The following is a 15648-nucleotide window of genomic DNA, read 5'->3' as shown; positions in this document are numbered from 1 at the left end:
CACATGGCACAGCCACCCCGCTCAAGCAGTGACCCGCGCCCGAAGCAGGCCGTGCTCCCACCTGAGAACCCAAGGGTGGGAGCACGGGGAACCACCACCAAGACCGCGCCCAGCACGTCCGTCCGGCTGCTCACGTTCCGGGGTCCTACCTGCCGGAAAATCGGCGGCAACCTTTTCGCGTCCGGCGGCCACTGAGGAGTGCAACACCGACTCGCTCTTCCGAACGGATGGACATGCACGAGACAACACGTCAGGCCGCGCGGCAGCGCAGGCGCAGACGCCGGCTGATGGTGGGCACCACCACGGGGCTGGCCGTCACGGGACTTCTCGTCTGCCTGGTCATGGCGATGCAACCCGACCGCAAGGAGGATGCCGCGGCCACGGCCGTCGCCAACTCCCAGGACACCCACCCCCCGGCCTCACCCGGGCACAAGCCGTCCTCACCGTCCCCCTCCGCGAGCCCCAAGGCCTCCGCCAGCCCCAAGGCCAGTGCCACCCCCAAGGCCTCCGGCTCCCCGTCCAAGGCGCCGTCGAGGTCGCCGTCGTCGGCCTCACCGCGCAAGGCGCCTGCCACGACCCCCCTGGCCGGACGGATCCGGCCCAAGGTCACCTACCCGGGAGTCGCCACGGTCTACAAGGCCGGAGTCGGAGACGGCGCCTGCTCCTACGGCCCCAGCAGCGACATGATGATCGCGGCGATGAACACCACCGACTACCAGACCTCCAGGGCCTGCGGGGCCTACGTGCGCGTCCACACGGCCAACGGCAACTCCGTCACGGTCCGGATCACCAACGAATGCCCCCTGCCCTGTGCACCCGGCCAACTCGACCTCAGCGAACAGGCCTTCGCCAAACTGGTCCCCGTCTCGACCGGCCGAGTCGCAATCACCTGGACCCTGTTGAGCCCCAGCACGGCGGGCACGATCTCGATCCGCTACAAGAACGGGTCCAGCCCCTACTGGTGCGGTATTCAGGCGATCGGCCACCGCAACCCCCTCGCACGGCTGGAAGTCCGCAGCGGCGGCAGCTGGCGCCAATTGGCGCGCACCGACTACAACTACTTCCTCTCCCCCGACGGCAGCGGGTGCGGCAGCGCGATCAGGCTCACCGACATCTACGGAGAACGCCTGACCATCAACGGGATCGCCGTGCGGCCGGACGTAGTGCAGTCGACGGGAGTCCAGTTCGCCCGGCACTGACCCCACCGCCGGGGTCGGTCCCGTTGCTGCCCTCGATCGTGATCTGGCCGTCGCCGGAGGGCCGTACGCCGGGGATACCCACGCAAGATCAGGGATGAGAACGGGGGTCGTGGGCGGAGTCCGATGAGGTACGGCCGGACGCTGGTGGGGAGTCAGGCAGGCGTGCGTTCTGGGGGTGCGGGGTGCCCAAGCGCCCCGCACCCCCAGAGGACCATCACCGCCGCGCCTCACGGCATACGGAGGAAGCGAGGGACGGAGGGCAGGATCAGGAGGGGACGATCCGCCACTGCTGCTCGCTGCACGCCGCGTACGGCTGCTGCTCGACGGCGGCTCCGTTGGCGGTGCTTGCCTCGTCCACGGCGAGCGAGAGCCCGCTATGGCGGTTGATGAGCAGGAAGTGCCCGTCACCGGTGGGTGTGACGGCCCAGTGCTGCTGGGGGGCCGCGGCGTCTGCCCAGATGCCGGCGGTGCCGCCGTCCGCGCGGGAGAGGCCTCCGATCTCCAGGAGCTTGCCGCTGCCCACACCCTTGATCTTGTAGTAGCCGTCGCCGGTCTTGATGAAGGTCCACTTCTGGTTCGTCTGGTCGAGCAAGGGCCACTGCTGGATCGGGGTGCCGTCGGTCGTGGCTCTGCCCACCACGTCGGCGGCCTGGCCGCTGTGCCGGGCGACCAGCCGGTAGACGGTGCCGTCGCCGGGCAGTGTGGTGGACACCAGTGCCGGCTTGAGCGACCGGCCACCGATCCTGACGCCGCTGACGTTGGCGTAGTTGCCGGTGGCCGCGCTGACCTGGATCCGTACGAAGCCCACGTTCCTGTTGGGCCACTCGACCAGCTTGGCCTTCTTGTTGCCGGCCCAGGTGCCGGTGGCGACCTGGGTGAAGGTGACCCCGTCGGTGCTGGTCAGGATGGTGTAGGAGGTGATGTCACCGTCGGTGGAGTTGTTGCGGCCCCACTGCTTGGGCAGGTACTCCAGGGTGGAGACGTTGCTCCACACGCCGCCCAGGTCGATGGTGATGGACTGTGGCAGCGGCAGGCTCCAGGTCGACCAGCAGGTCTCGTAGCCGGCGTCGCTGAGTCCGTCGATGGCGTTGAACGGGCCCTCGCCGGTGTGGAAGCCGGTGGCGTACGCGTTGACCGGTGTGACGGGATGCTCGGCGCGCAGCGGCTGGGTGGGCAGCGGCGGCCTTGAGGTGTTGGGGCTCCACGCCGCGCCGACCTCGGCCAGCCGGTTGACGACGTTGGTGTCCAGCAGGCCGTTGCGGTTGGGCGGGCAGTTGAGGATGAACGAGGTGTACTTCGGTTCCAGGTCGGCCAGGTGCGAGAGGATCGCGGTCTTGCTCAGGAGGCCCTCAGTCGGGGTGGACGGGTGCCAGAACCAGCCGTTGCTGATGGTCTGTCCCTGCAAAGCGGCGTAGGTGTTGCCCACTGGTGCCGTGATGCCCATCGGCTCTTCGAAGAAGATCGCGTCGCCGAGGAAGGGCTCCGACAGTGCGCCGAGGTCGATCATGACGCAGTCCGGCTGCAGCTCTTTCACCAGCGAACGGATCGCCTGGTAGGAGACCGCCTGCTGCCCCATCTGCCATGCGTAACCGTCAGTCATGAACATGTCAATGGTGCCGTAGTTGGTGAGCAGCTCGCGGATCTGACCGAGGATGAAGGTCATGTGGCTGGGCTGGATGGCATCGGTGATCTGGAGCCCGGACACCTTGTGCCGGCTCTCCCATGCCTCGACGCCGAAGGTGCGGTCCCAGATCGAGTAGTACAGCCCGACCTTCAGCCCCTTCGCCCGGAAGGCGTCGCAGTACGCCTGGACGACATCGTGCTTGTACGAGCTGTTCGCGACGTTCTGGGTGCCGTACGCGCTCGGCCACAGGGCGAAGCCGTCATGGTGTCTGGTGGTCAGGAAGCCGTAGCTCATCTTCGCGGCGGCCGCGGCGTCGGCCCACTGCGCGCAGTTGACACTCGGCGGGGCGAAGAGGGTGGGGCTCTGGTTGGGTTCCGCCCACTCCTGGTTGGTGAAGGTGCCCAGGCTGAAGTGGTTGAACATGCCGAACCGCATGTCGACCATCTTGCTCAGGTTGGTCTGCGTGTCCGCGGCTGACGCCTGCGACAGCAGGCCGGAGAAGCCGGGGACGAGCGGCAGGGCGGTCGCGGCGGTGGCTGCACCCGCCGCGCCGAGAAACGTACGGCGAGACATTCTTGATGAGGGCATGGCTCACTCCTGTGGGTCGATGGAATTGCTTGCGGTGACGGCGTGGTTGGGACAGTCGACGGCGGCCTGGGTGGCGGGGTGTGTGGGGTGACAGGCGACCGGGCTGCTCCTCCCGGCGGTTCGCCGGACAGCGCGGGGTGTGTTGACAGGCCTTGCATACGGCGTGCGTTCGACGGTGCAACATCGGATGTATTAACGGACATTGGCCGGTGGCCTGTCTAGGGTTATGACAGGAATAGCCCAGATCAACGCAGAGATTGCAGCTGGCAGCCCCATTCGAGTCTCAGGAAGAGTGCCTCGATACATAGGAGGTATGCAGTCAGGCAGGTCGAGTAAAGAGAGTGACCGGGCTCGAGCATGGCCGTGCCGACGGTGTCCGCGTGGCGGGCCCGGTGCCACGTCGCGGCTCGGGCGAGCTCCGGGTGCGCCTGCGTCTCCAGCCAGTGCGCGGAGTGCGTGGGCATGAGTGACGAGTCGTCACCTCCCCGGCAGCATCAGGCTCAGCATGCGCTTCCAGAGCTACGGTTTGGCCCTGACGAGTCCGGCGTCGTAAGCCATGATCACGGCCTGAACGCGGTCGCGCGCCCCGATCTTGGCGAGGACGCGGTCGACGTGCTTCTTCACCGTGGACTCGGTGAGGACCAGCCGTTCGGCGATCTCGGTGTTCGTCCAGCCCTGGCCGATGGCGACCAGGACCTCTCGTTCGCGGTCGCTGAGCGTCCGCAGCCGAGGGTCCTCAGCCGTGGGGAGGCTGGGCGGGGCGAGCACCTGGTGGGCGTAGGCGTCCAGGAGGCGCCGGGTCAGGCGCGGGGCCACGACGGCGTCGCCGGTCGCCACCGCGTGGATGCCCGCGACGAGTTCCTCGGGTCGGGCGTCCTTGAGCGGGAAGCCGCTGGCGTCACATATGGACGACGGGTGCCGTGTCGGGGTCGGTGGCCGGGACACCGCGGCGGTAGAGCAGGACGCTGATGATCACTCCGTCGGCGAAGAAGGCGGCGGACCACCAGTAGGCGGTGGAGCAGCCCTCCAGGCCGGCCTGGGCGAGGTCCAAGGGGTCCTTGGGGTTCTTGCCGTAGAGGTAGTTGGTGACGGCGGTGGTGGAGAGGGTGTTGAGGAGGGCGGTGCAGAGCGAGCCGCCGAGCTGCTGCATGGTGTTGACGGCGGCAGAGGCGACGCCGGCGTCCTCGGCACCCACGCCGACCGTGGCCAGGCTCATCGCCGGGGCCATCACCAGGCCGAGGCCCGCCACGATCAGAGGCGGCGTGATGTCCGTGGCGTAGCCGCTGGTCAGGTCGAGGCCGGTGAGCCGGACCATGCAGAACAGACCGCCGCCGACGAGGACGGCGCCAGGGATGTCGATCGTGGCGGTCTTGTCGCGGGTGGTGCGCTGGAGCAGCATCACACCGCCGATGAAGGCGAGATTGACGTAGAGGGTCCAGCGCGAGTCGAATTATGGCGGGGACCGTAGGCGTCTGTCCGCAACTGCCGAGAGCCGATCGTCGGCAGCGTCAACGTCATGAGCGCCCGGGGTCAACAATGCGAAGGACCCGGTGGAGACGGAGCTGCACACCGCGGTCTGCAAGGGGAAGGTCACCCTCGCCGCCGCTCGGCAAGCGATCGTCACCGACTGGACCACCACACTCACCCGCCTCAGCCTCGCCTGAGGCTCCCAGAGGAAGCCTTCGGCGCACCGGCCCGGTCCGACGTCCCCGGCTGGCGTCCCCTTGGGCCGCGGGGACGCCAGCCGGAGACGACCGCTCGGTCAGGACTCCCCGTAGCCGGGCAGCAGCTCCTCCGGGGGTGCCTGAGCCCGGTGAACAGGCAGATGCGCTCGTAAGGGCCTGCCTGCGATCCCGGGTCGACCGGCGTGGCCTGATTGATCATTGCGCGACCTCCGTCCGGAACTGAGACTGCTGTCAGCCAAACAATGACGCGTAGGACGGGGCGCTTGGTGAAACGCATTCACTTCACGGCGGAGGACCTGGCGCGGACCCGTGTGGCCACGACGATCGGTGTGGCGGCGGAGACGTTCGACAGCGTGAAGCTGTTGAAGAACCGCGACGCCCCTCTCGCCTTCCGCCCCTGGCACGCATCGGTACGTGGACGGCTGGGCGGGCAGGCCGGCCCGCTCGCCGCGTTGATGCCTCTGCATGGTCAGCTGGTCGACGCGATGAGCCTGATGGGAGACACGGCGTCCGTCGATGAGGCGGTGGACAACCTGATGGCGGCTCCCCGTGCCCTGATGCGCATCGAACTGGAGGCCATCGACTTCCATCCCGCGCATCGCTCCTGGGCCCGGAATCTGGTGGATGGCGACCGGGAAGCTCGCCTCCAGGTGGCCATGTCACTGAGGGCCTGTCACCGCGCCACCGTCGCCCCCTACTGGAGCGGTGTGCGCTCGCGTCTGAGCGAGGTCCGGGCCGCGTACGCGGGCACGATGGCCGACGGCGGGGTCGAGCGACTCCTGACCACACTCGGCGGTCCGCTGGTGCGCTGGCGGCCGCCCGTGCTCGAAGTGGTCCACCCGCGCCATGCGGACATCCACCTGAACGGGCGAGGTCTCGTCATCGCGCCGACGTTGTTCTCCACCCAGCAGGTCGAACTTCTGCAAGCGCCACTCGACCCGGACCGGGCACCCATTCTGGCCGTCCCCACCCTCAGCGGCACCTCGCTCGACACCGCGTTGTGGGAGGGTGCCGGCGAGTCCACCGCCTTGTCACTCGACGACCTGCTGGGACGTACCCGGGCCGCAGTGCTGAGGGAGACCGTCGGTGGGTGCGGCACCACAGAGCTGGCCCGCCGCCTGAACATCTCACCGGCGACCGCGAGCCACCACACGACGGTGCTGCGCAACGCCCATCTGATCACCAGCCGGCGCGAGGGCAAGGCGGTCCTCCACGCGGTCACGTCGCTGGGCATCGCCCTGCTGGAGCAGAGGCACCCCCTCGCCTGACGGGACGACCGGGCCGAGGCGGGGAGGGACCCGGCCGGGCACGTTGCGGTGGTCCTCGAAACGTTGGCGGTTGTCCTCCGGCAGAACCCACGCTCTGACCGGTCGGCGTGACGGGACCCGTCACCGCGGGCGACCGGGCTGGTGCCGCATAAGGCTGCGAAGGACGCCTCGCTGAGGAGTCGCTCGAGGTTGTCGCCGGCCGGGATGAGCAGGCCAGCGTCGCTGTCCGGGGCGACGCCGCGGACTTCCAGCAGGTCTGGCGTACTGACTTCGACTGTCTCGGCTATCCGCTTGTTGAGATCGTCGATCTCCTCGGTCAGGTGCCGGATGCGGCGGGCCAGCAGCCTCTGGTGTGACGGGCGGCCCCGGCCGGCCCCTCGCATGCTGGGCATCGAGGTCGGCACGCATCGTCGCACCAAACCGGGTCCTCCGCGGGCGGCTGAGCACGCCCTTCCCCGCCGAATCGGACACCGTCAGAACTCCTCGTCCTCGTCCTCCTCTTCGTCCGGTTCGGGTTCGCGGGTGTAGGCGAGGTCGAGGACGTAGCGTTCGTCTGCCGGGCACTGGTTCCAGAACTGCTGGATCTGCTCGAGGGGCCAGTCGTCGGTGTCCTGGTCGAAGAAGGTTGCGTAGTAGTCGGCGGCTGCCTGGCGTCCGGTCCACCAGGCGTGGCCTTCGTAGACGCCGGGGCGGGGGAGGGGCATTTCACCGGCGGGGCCGAAGGTGAGCTGGTTGACGACGAGGGTGCCGGTCGCGGATTCCAGTGTGACGGGGGTGTGGCCTTCGGCGTCGGCGGGCGGCGTCGGCGGGCTGTCCCAGATGCGGATCGTGACGGTCACATCAATGGCGGGTTGGAGGCTCAGGAGGTACAGGTGGTAGCCGTTGCCGGCTACCACCTGCTGCTCTGCGGCTTTGAGGGCGGCTCCATCGCCGAGGTAGGCGTCGGCGTCGTAGACCTCGACCGTGCAGCGGCCGGGGGTGGCGGAGACGCTGTATTCGGCAAGAAGCGCCATGACAGGGCCTTCCGGTTCGGCTAGTACTTCAGCTGAGGTTCGATATGTGTCATAGGGATGTTGCCCATCGTCGCTGGTAGTGGCGTCGCTGGGCGGTGCGCTGGTGGTGTAGTACTAGGCCCACCTCGCAAAAGACCCCTGTCGATCACGGTAGGGGGTTTGGCACCCACGATTCACACCAGTCCTCTGGCTGCCCGCTCTTGCCGTTGGCTAGAGGCATGTCGCGGTGCGGACCAGGTCGGCGACGGCTTTGGATCTGCTGTGTGGTGGCCAGGCGATGACGGTCGTGACAGTCGGTGCGTCCGGCACCGGCACCGTTGCATGATCGTCGCGCAGGTGGGCTCGGAGGGACTCGGGCACGACCGCGCAGGCCCGTCCGAGCGCGATCAGCTGGAACAGCTGGGTGTGGTCGCGCACTTGCGGGCCAAGTCCGTCGGGATAGCCCCCGCCCCGTCGAGGCCAGCGCGGCAGGGGCAGGTCCGTCAGGGTGGTGACCTCGGCTATCGACATATGGGGTCGGTTGGCCAGGGGGTGCCCGGCGGGCAGGACCACGACCTGCTGTTCGGTGTGCAGGTCCTCGGTGTCGAGTCCGGACGTCGTGTCGAAGGGCCGCTGGAGCAGAGCAACGTCGGCACGCCCGTCGCGCAGCAGCCTTTCCTGCTCGCCGGGCCCGCACAGCATCACCTCGACGGCGACCGCGCCGGGCTCGGCGGCGTAGGCGTCCAGCAGCTTCGACAACAGTTCGCTGGACGCTCCGGCTTTCGTGGCCAGCACCACACCGGGCGATTCGGCAGCTGCGCGGCGGGTGCGGCGCTCGGCGGCTTCGACCGCGTCGAGTGCGGCCCGGGCCTCCAGCAGAAGCACCGACCCGGCCTCGGTCAAGGTGACTGTGCGAGCAGTGCGGTGCAGCAGAACGACTCCGAGCCGCCGCTCGAGCTGCTGGATCGCCCGCGACAGCGGTGGTTGCGCCATGGCGAGCCGCTGCGCCGCCCGCCCGAAGTGCAACTCCTCCGCGACGGCGACGAAGTATCGCAACTCTCGCGTCTCCACCGCGTCATCGTATCCGGCGCTCACCACGACCGATATCCGTGCGGTATCGCCGCCCACCCAGTCGGTCTTGGACGTCCCACCCGAGTCCGCACCACGATTGATGACATGAGTGAACAGACGATCGCGCTGGTGACCGGTGCGAACAAAGGAATCGGATACGAGATCGCGGCGGGCCTGGGCGCCCTCGGCTGGCGAGTCGGCGTGGGCGCGCGGGATCAACAGCGCCGCGACACCGCGGTGGAGAAGCTGCGCGCGGCCGGGACCGATGCGTTCGGCGTTCCGCTCGACGTGGCAGACGACGCAAGTGTGGCCGCCGCGGCCGAGCTGGTCGCCGACCGCGTCGGAGGGCTCGACGTCCTGGTCAACAACGCCGCGATCACTGGTGGTATGCCGCAGACGCCCACCACGGTCGATCCCGCGACCGTACGAGTCGTCGTGGAAACCAACGTGATCGGGGTCGTGCGCGTCACCAACGCGATGCTGCCCATGCTGCGCGGCTCGGCATCGCCGCGGATCGTGAACATGTCCAGCAGCGTCGGCTCGCTCACCCTGCAGACCACGCCCGGCATCGGCATGGGCCCGGTTCCCGCTGCGTACTTGGCGTCCAAGACCTTCCTCAACGCCGTCACCGTCCAATACGCCAAGGAACTGAGCGACACCAACATCCTGATCAACTCCGGCTGTCCCGGCTTCACCGCCACCGACCTCAACGGCTTCCAGGGCGTCCGCACTCCCCACCAGGGCGCGGCGATCGCGATTCACCTCGCGACCCTGCCCGACGACGGACCGACCGGCGGATTCTTCAACGACGCTGGAACAGTGCCCTGGTGACAGGCTCACCGGCCCCTAGTAGTCCAGCTGATGTTCGTTGCTGGTGTGGTGGGAGGGGCTGGCGAGACGTGGCGGCCACCGCAGATCATTGCGATCTGTGACGTCGACGAAGAGTTCTGCGGTGGCCGCCGGCCACACACTTGGCCCCGGTCGGGCCGAGTCGGTGCTCAGGGAATCGATGGGAACGGTGGCTGGGCGGTTCGGCAGGGTGGAGTCGCGGCGCACGGCCGAACGGATGGTGCGGGGGCTGTTGGCCGAGCTACCGCGCAAGAACTGCTGGACCATCGCCGAGCAGATCGGGGATGCCACATCGGCGGTGATGCAGGCGTTCTTGTCTCGTGGCGCGTGGGGTCACGACGGAGTTCGGGACGGCGTCCGCCGGTTCGTCATCGACCGCCTTGGTCAGGACGAAGTGGTGCTGCTGCTGGACGAGGCCCGGGATGTGAAGAAGGGTGTACCGCCGTGGCCAACGTCAACGACGTCACCCAGACCCGCGCTTTCGTCGGCGGCGACCCACCGTCGCAGGCCGCCCCGGCCGTCCCCGGCCGACGTCCAGAGGCCCTGCTCGGCGACAAGGGCTACGACTCCCACCCCAACCGCGACGAACTCCGCAAGCGCCGGATCCTTCCCGTCATCTCCAGCAAAGGCGCCCCGAACGTCAAGGGCATCGGCAAGCTCCGCTACGTCGTGGAGCAGACCTTTGCCCTGCTCCACCACTTCACGCGCCTCGCCGTCCGCTGGGAACGCCGCGCCGAACCCCACGACGCCTTCGTCTCCCTGGCCCGCAGCCTCGTCTGCTGGCGACGCCTCAAGAAGACCCGCTCATGATCCCGTTACGAGCTCTTATGGACCTTCTGGCCGAAAAGAGCCTTGTCGAAACAGGTAGTTGAGACGGCGATCGGCCGTGGCTGCGCCCAGGCCGGGGCAACCGGCCCTGCGTGCAAGGGATATGCAGACCCGCCATTCTCATCTGTCTCTTCCCGCCCCATTGTGTTGAGCCTTGTGGCGCCCTACTGTTCGACTTTGCCTGAGTCTGTTTGATACTGATTGTTCGGGCCGTATGGAGGGCCGCAGTGCGGGGTAATCGGATCAGTTCAGAAGTTACGAGGCCCGGTCGCCGGAGAGGGTGGAGGGCGATCCTCGCGACCGCCGCGACCATCGCCCTGGCCGCGGGCATGAGCGCGCCCGCCGCGGCGGCGCGGGACGTGGGCGCACAGGCGCCCGCCGCCGCGCCCGCCGCCAGTCCGCGGGCGCACACGGTGAGTATCGACGGCTACTCGTTCCTCGTCGACGGCAAGCGGACCTACCTTTGGTCCGGCGAGTTCCACTACTTCCGGCTCCCGAGCCCGGACCTGTGGCGCGACATCTTCCAGAAGATGAAGGCCGCAGGCTTCAACTCCACGTCGCTGTACTTCGACTGGGGATACCACTCGCCGAAGCCGGGTGTGTACGACTTCAGCGGGGTGCGTGACGTCGACAAGCTGCTCGACATGGCCGAGGAAGCCGGGCTCTACGTCATCGCCCGCCCGGCGCCGTACATCAACGCGGAGGTCGACAGCGGGGGGCTGCCCGGCTGGCTGACCACCAAGGCGGGGAACAACCGCAGTGACGATCCGCGGTTCCTGAAGTACGCGGACGAATGGCTGACCCAGATCGACCGGATCATCGCCCGTCACCAACTGACCAACGGGACCGGCTCCGTCATCGCCTACCAGGTCGAGAACGAGTACTACAACGGCTCGGCCGCCGGCCACTCCTACATGAAGCACCTGGAGGACAAGGCCCGCGCCGACGGCATCACCGTGCCGCTGACCGGCAACAACAACGGCACCTTCAACTCCGGTACCGGCGCCCTGGACGTCGACGGCCCCGACTCCTACCCGCAGGGCTTCGACTGCTCGAACCCCTCGAAGTGGAACGGTGTTCCGGACATCAGCTACGACCACCCCGCCGGCAGGCCGCTGTACTCGCCGGAGTTCCAGGGCGGCGCCTTCGACCCCTGGGGCGGGCCGGGCTACGACAAGTGCGCCCAGCTGATCAACGACCAGTTCGCCAACGTGTTCTACAAGCAGAACATAGCCGTCGGCGCCACCGCGCAGAGCTTCTACATGACCTACGGTGGCACCAACTGGGGCTGGCTGGGCATGCCGCAGAACTACACGTCCTACGACTACGGCGCCGCGATCCGCGAGAACCGAGAGCTCGACCCGAAGTACGACGAGGACAAGCTGATCGGGTACTTCACCCAGTCGGTCGCACCGCTGACCAAGACCGAGACGATCAGGGCCACACCGCCGGACGACTCCGCGGTCGTCGACACCGCCCGGATGAACCCCGACACCAAGACGCAGTTCCACGTCCTGCGGCACGGCAACTCCACGTCCACCGCGGTCGACAAGACCCACATCGCGCTGGACTTCAACGCCCAGCCCTCCGCCGACACCACGTACACCTGGGACGACCCCGACTCAACGCTGCAGTACACCGGTTCGTGGTCGCACGTGGCCGACCAGAGCTACACCGGGGGCGACTACAAGCACACCGAGTCCTTCTCCAACAAGGCCGGTGACTCGGTGACCGTCCCCTTCGACGGCACCGCGATCCGCTGGATCGGCCCGAAGACCAACAACCACGGCAAGGCCGACGTCTACCTCGACGGCACCAAGGTCGCGACGGTCGACGACTCCGGCAGCGAGAACCAGGCAGTGGTCTTCCAGAAGACCGGCCTGCCGGACGGCGCCCACACCCTGAAGATCGTCGTCGACGGGACACACAGCTCGGGCTCCACCGACAACTACGTGTCCATCGACGCCATCGACGTACCGACGGGTACCGCCGCAGCGGAGCCGACCTACCCGGTCGTGCCCCAGCAGCCGGGCACCGCGATCACGCTCGACGGACGCGACTCACACGTGATCGTGGCCAACTACCGGCTCGGCGACTCACAGTTGCAGTACTCGACCTCGGAGATCATGACCAGCGCGACCATCGGTGACCGGGACGTCGCCGTGCTCTACGGTGATGCGGGCAGCGACGGCGAGACCGTGCTGCGCTACGCCTCCAAGCCGACGGTGACCTCCAGCGGCGGCCCGGTCACGACGACCTGGGACGCGGCCACCGGCGACCTTCGGCTGAACTACACGCACAAGGACCTGATCCGCGTCAGCATCACCGGCGGCGGACAGCGCCCGCTCGACCTGCTCCTCGGCGACAAGGCCACGGCCAAGACCTTCTGGCGTCAGGACACAGCGACCGGCCCTGTCCTCGTGCGCGGCAGCCACCTGCTGCGGACGGCGACCAGCCTGAACGGCGACCGCACCCTGGCACTCACCGGCGACAACGCCGACGACAAGAACATCGAGGTGTTCACCTCCGCCGACCACATCACCTGGAACGGCCGGACCGTCGACACCCGGGCCGGCGGCACGGGGAGCCTCACCGGGAAGATCCCGACGGCGGCCCCGATACACCTGCCGGCACTCACCGACTGGAAGCACAGCGACGAGTCGCCCGAAGCGGCCCCCGGTTTCGACGACACCAGCTGGCAGGTGGCCGACAAGACGACCACCAACAGTGTCTCCGGCGTCAACGCGCTGCCGGTGCTCTACGCGGACGACTACGACTTCCACACCGGCAACACGTGGTACCGCGGCCGCTTCCACACCACCGGCAAGGAGACCGGCATCCGCCTGGTCTCGGACTCCGGCGGAGGGGCGCAGGCGTTCTCCGCCTGGCTCAACGGCACCTTCCTGGGCAGCTCCACCACAGGCAGAGCCGACTTCGCCTTCCCGGCCGATGCGCTCAAGTCCAAGGGTGACAACGTCATTTCCGTACTCACCGTGAACATGGGACACGAGGAGGACTACAACTCGACCAACGGCAACAAGGCAGCGCGCGGCCTGACCAGCGCCTCCCTCACCGGGGCACCGCTGACCGCCGTCACCTGGCGGCTGCAGGGCGTACGCGGCGGCGAGGACCTGCAGGACACGGTGCGCGGGCCGCTCTCGACGGGCGGCCTGTACGGCGAGCGGGCCGGCTGGTCCCTGCCCGGCTACCCGGACGGCAAGTGGCAGAAGACGTCCCTTCCGACGACCGACACCCGTCCCGGCGTCTCCTGGTACCGCTCCGACGTCGCCCTGGACCTGCCGCACGGCCAGGACACGTCGCTCGGGCTGACGTTCACCGACGACCCGTCACGCAAGTACCGGGCCACGATCTTCGTGAACGGCTGGCAGGTCGGCAACTACGTCAACTACCTCGGGCCGCAGCACACGTTCCCGGTGCCGAACGGGATCCTGAACCCGAACGGCCGCAACAGCATCGCCATTGCCGTATGGAACCTGGACGGCAGCACCGGCGGCCTCGGCAAGGTGTCGCTCACCAACTACGGCAGCTACGCCTCGTCCCTGCACGTCGCACAGAACGACAGCCCCCGCTACGACGCCCACACATACGCGATGCCGAAGCGGCCGGGAGCGGATGTCACCCTGGACGTGCCCGACACCGCCCAGTCGGGACGGACTTTCACGGCCGAGGCGACGGTGCGGGTACCGAAGGACAAACCGTCCGCCTCCCGGCTGACGGCCTCGCTCTCCGCGCCCGACGGCTGGGACGTGAGCGCCGCGACCCCCGCGTCGGTCGAGCGCCTGCAACCCGGCCAGTCGGCCACCTTCACCTGGAAAATCCAGCCGCCGGCGGGGAAGCTGCCATCCGCCTCGGCACTCACCGCGACTGTCCACTACCGGCAGAACGCACGGCAGGCCACCGGTACGGACGAGCGCATCGTCGGCGCGATCCCGCCTGCTCCACCGGCCGGGAAGAACGCAGTGAGCGACCTGCCGTTCTTCTCGTCCACCAACGGGTGGGGTCCGGTCGAGCGTGACACCAGCGTCGGTGAGCAGGCAGCCGGCGACGGCCGTCCGATCAGCATCGCAGGCGCGAGCTACGCCAAGGGCCTGGGCACCCACGCGGACGGCGACATCCAGCTCTATCTCGCGGGGAACTGCTCGCGGTTGACGGCCGAGGTCGGTGTGGACGACGAGACCAACGGCGCGGGAACGGTGACGTTCTCCGTGACGGCCGACGGCAAGACCTTGGTGACCACGCCGACGATCCACGGCAAACAAGCTGCCGTGCCGATCGACGTGGACGTCAGCGGCGCCCAGATGATCGACCTCAAGGTCGGCGACGGCGGCGACGGCAACGGCAGCGACCACGGTGACTGGGGGCTGCCCACGCTGACGTGTGGGTAGTGCCCCTCACGCAAGCCCGGCTTCGACGGCGAGGGCCACGATGAGCGCTCCGTGGGAGCGGTCATCGTGGTTCCTCGCCGTTGCTGTCAGCCGGGCCCGGATCTCGATACCTTCGGTCTGGCTCTGAGCCTGTCATCGGCCCAGACCCGGTTGCCGGTCTTGGTGATGGTCCAAGGGCCGGTCAGGCTGCTGGAGGTGGCGAAGTCGATGGACTTGGTGGAGGTGCTCTTCAGGAACGCGTGGTACGTCGAGCCGATCTTCACGACGGTGGTGGGGGATTCCAACGGTGCGGTGCTCACCTTCGTGTCCAGGTGTCCCGGCCGAAGGGTAGGTTCGCCGGGTGGCCACCTTGCTGATCGTGCATCACACCCCCTCGCCCAACTGCCAGGCGATGTTCGAAGCCGTCGTCTCCGGCGCGACGACCCCGGAAATCGAGAACGTGCGGGTCGTACGGCGCGCGGCCCTGTCCGCCACCGCGTCGGACGTCCTGGCCGCCGACGGCTATCTCCTGGGCACACCGGCGAACCTCGGCTACATGTCCGGCGCCCTCAAGCACTTCTTCGACCAGGTCTACTACCCCTGCCTGGACGAGACGCGCGGCAGGCTCTTCGGCTACTACGTGCACGGCGGGAACGATGTGACGGGAGCGGTGCGCGGCATCGAGTCGATCACGACAGGCCTGGGCTGGCGGCGCGCGGCGGACCCGGTGATGCTGACCGGCGAGCCGGACAAGACCGGCATCGAGGCCTGCTGGGAACTCGGGGCCACGGTCGCCGCCGGCCTGATGGCCTGACCCGGCAGCCGCCACCCGTTCGGACGCCGAAGAGTGTCGGGACCCCCCGAAGCACCCTCAGCGTGGAAGAACATACCTCTCCGAGTGACAGGAGTTCTCCATGAGGAAGCGTCTGACGGCCGCGGTGGGTCTGGCGGGGGCGGCGTTGATGCTGTGTGCCGGCACGGCGAGCGCGGACCCGCATCCTGATCCTGTCGGTGTCGCCGTCGACAGCCCGGGCGTGCTTTCCGGAAACGTCATTCAGGTACCCGTGGACCTGGACCTCAACGTGTGCGGCAACACCATCAACGTCATCGGTCTGCTCAACCCCGCGGTGGGCAACCACTGCGAGAACGAGGACTGACG

11 protein-coding genes and 3 pseudogenes are annotated in these 15648 nt (G+C 68.2%); 8 read left to right on the top strand and 6 right to left on the bottom strand.

Features of this window, described 5'->3' with window-relative positions:
• Nucleotides 1–233: 233 nt before the first annotated feature.
• Nucleotides 234–1199, top strand: coding sequence for an expansin EXLX1 family cellulose-binding protein (locus AB5J56_RS02390; RefSeq protein ID WP_369229504.1), 966 nt, complete (start codon nt 234–236; stop codon nt 1197–1199).
• Nucleotides 1200–1464: 265 nt separating this feature from the next.
• Here the strand turns inward: AB5J56_RS02390 and AB5J56_RS02385 are convergent, their stop codons facing one another.
• From AB5J56_RS02385 to AB5J56_RS02375, 3 genes and pseudogenes are all read right to left on the bottom strand, one after another.
• On the bottom strand, nt 1465–3411 hold the full coding sequence (locus tag AB5J56_RS02385; RefSeq protein ID WP_369229502.1) for an alpha-L-fucosidase: 1947 nt from the start codon (nt 3409–3411) through the stop codon (nt 1465–1467).
• Between the two features lie 519 nt (nt 3412–3930).
• Nucleotides 3931–4308, bottom strand: a pseudogene (locus AB5J56_RS02380) (response regulator transcription factor); the annotation flags it as partial.
• 1 nt (nt 4309) lies between these two features.
• Nucleotides 4310–4858, bottom strand: a pseudogene (locus tag AB5J56_RS02375) (MFS transporter); the annotation flags it as partial.
• A gap of 504 nt (nt 4859–5362) precedes the next feature.
• Here AB5J56_RS02375 and AB5J56_RS02370 point away from each other — a divergent pair.
• Entirely contained in the window at nt 5363–6364 is a 1002-nt protein-coding gene (locus tag AB5J56_RS02370; protein ID WP_369229500.1) for an ArsR/SmtB family transcription factor, read from the top strand.
• Between the two features lie 473 nt (nt 6365–6837).
• Here the strand turns inward: AB5J56_RS02370 and AB5J56_RS02365 are convergent, their stop codons facing one another.
• Both AB5J56_RS02365 and AB5J56_RS02360 read right to left on the bottom strand, forming a co-directional pair.
• The gene (locus AB5J56_RS02365; RefSeq protein WP_369229498.1) at nt 6838–7377 is read right to left on the bottom strand and encodes a hypothetical protein; all 540 of its coding nucleotides are present in this window, start codon (nt 7375–7377) and stop codon (nt 6838–6840) included.
• Nucleotides 7378–7587: 210 nt separating this feature from the next.
• Nucleotides 7588–8427 (bottom strand): LysR family transcriptional regulator, encoded by an 840-nt coding sequence (locus AB5J56_RS02360; protein WP_369229496.1) that lies wholly within the window; start codon nt 8425–8427, stop codon nt 7588–7590.
• A gap of 105 nt (nt 8428–8532) precedes the next feature.
• On the opposite strand from AB5J56_RS02360, the gene AB5J56_RS02355 reads away from it, so the two are divergent.
• The 4 genes and pseudogenes from AB5J56_RS02355 to AB5J56_RS02340 all read left to right on the top strand — a co-directional run bounded on the left by AB5J56_RS02355 (nt 8533) and on the right by AB5J56_RS02340 (nt 14510).
• The gene (locus AB5J56_RS02355) at nt 8533–9258 is read left to right on the top strand and encodes an SDR family NAD(P)-dependent oxidoreductase (protein WP_369229494.1); all 726 of its coding nucleotides are present in this window, start codon (nt 8533–8535) and stop codon (nt 9256–9258) included.
• A gap of 178 nt (nt 9259–9436) precedes the next feature.
• A pseudogene (locus tag AB5J56_RS02350) lies at nt 9437–9700 on the top strand (transposase); the annotation flags it as partial.
• A 20-nt stretch (nt 9701–9720) separates the two neighbouring features.
• A complete protein-coding gene (locus AB5J56_RS02345; RefSeq protein ID WP_369229492.1) occupies nt 9721–10086 on the top strand; it encodes a transposase in 366 nt (121 codons plus the stop codon).
• Nucleotides 10087–10433: 347 nt separating this feature from the next.
• Nucleotides 10434–14510, top strand: coding sequence for a beta-galactosidase (locus AB5J56_RS02340; protein WP_369229490.1), 4077 nt, complete (start codon nt 10434–10436; stop codon nt 14508–14510).
• Between the two features lie 86 nt (nt 14511–14596).
• Here the strand turns inward: AB5J56_RS02340 and AB5J56_RS02335 are convergent, their stop codons facing one another.
• Nucleotides 14597–14809 carry a hypothetical protein gene (locus AB5J56_RS02335; RefSeq protein WP_369243171.1) on the bottom strand — a complete coding sequence of 71 codons (213 nt, stop codon included), beginning with the start codon at nt 14807–14809 and terminating at the stop codon, nt 14597–14599.
• 41 nt (nt 14810–14850) lie between these two features.
• Here AB5J56_RS02335 and AB5J56_RS02330 point away from each other — a divergent pair, with 41 nt between their 5' ends.
• Both AB5J56_RS02330 and AB5J56_RS02325 read left to right on the top strand, forming a co-directional pair.
• Complete coding sequence (locus AB5J56_RS02330) at nt 14851–15303, top strand: flavodoxin family protein (protein WP_369229488.1); 453 nt, start codon at nt 14851–14853, stop codon at nt 15301–15303.
• Nucleotides 15304–15403: 100 nt separating this feature from the next.
• Nucleotides 15404–15646, top strand: a complete 243-nt coding sequence (locus AB5J56_RS02325) for a chaplin (RefSeq protein ID WP_369229486.1) — start codon at nt 15404–15406, stop codon at nt 15644–15646.
• The last annotated feature ends 2 nt before the right edge of the window (nt 15647–15648 follow it).

Origin of the sequence: Streptomyces sp. R21, assembly GCF_041051975.1 — a bacterium.
In the GTDB taxonomy this organism is placed as follows: domain Bacteria; phylum Actinomycetota; class Actinomycetes; order Streptomycetales; family Streptomycetaceae; genus Streptomyces.
Note: the sequence above shows the minus strand (reverse complement) of the source record. Positions and strands in the feature narration are given on the sequence as shown.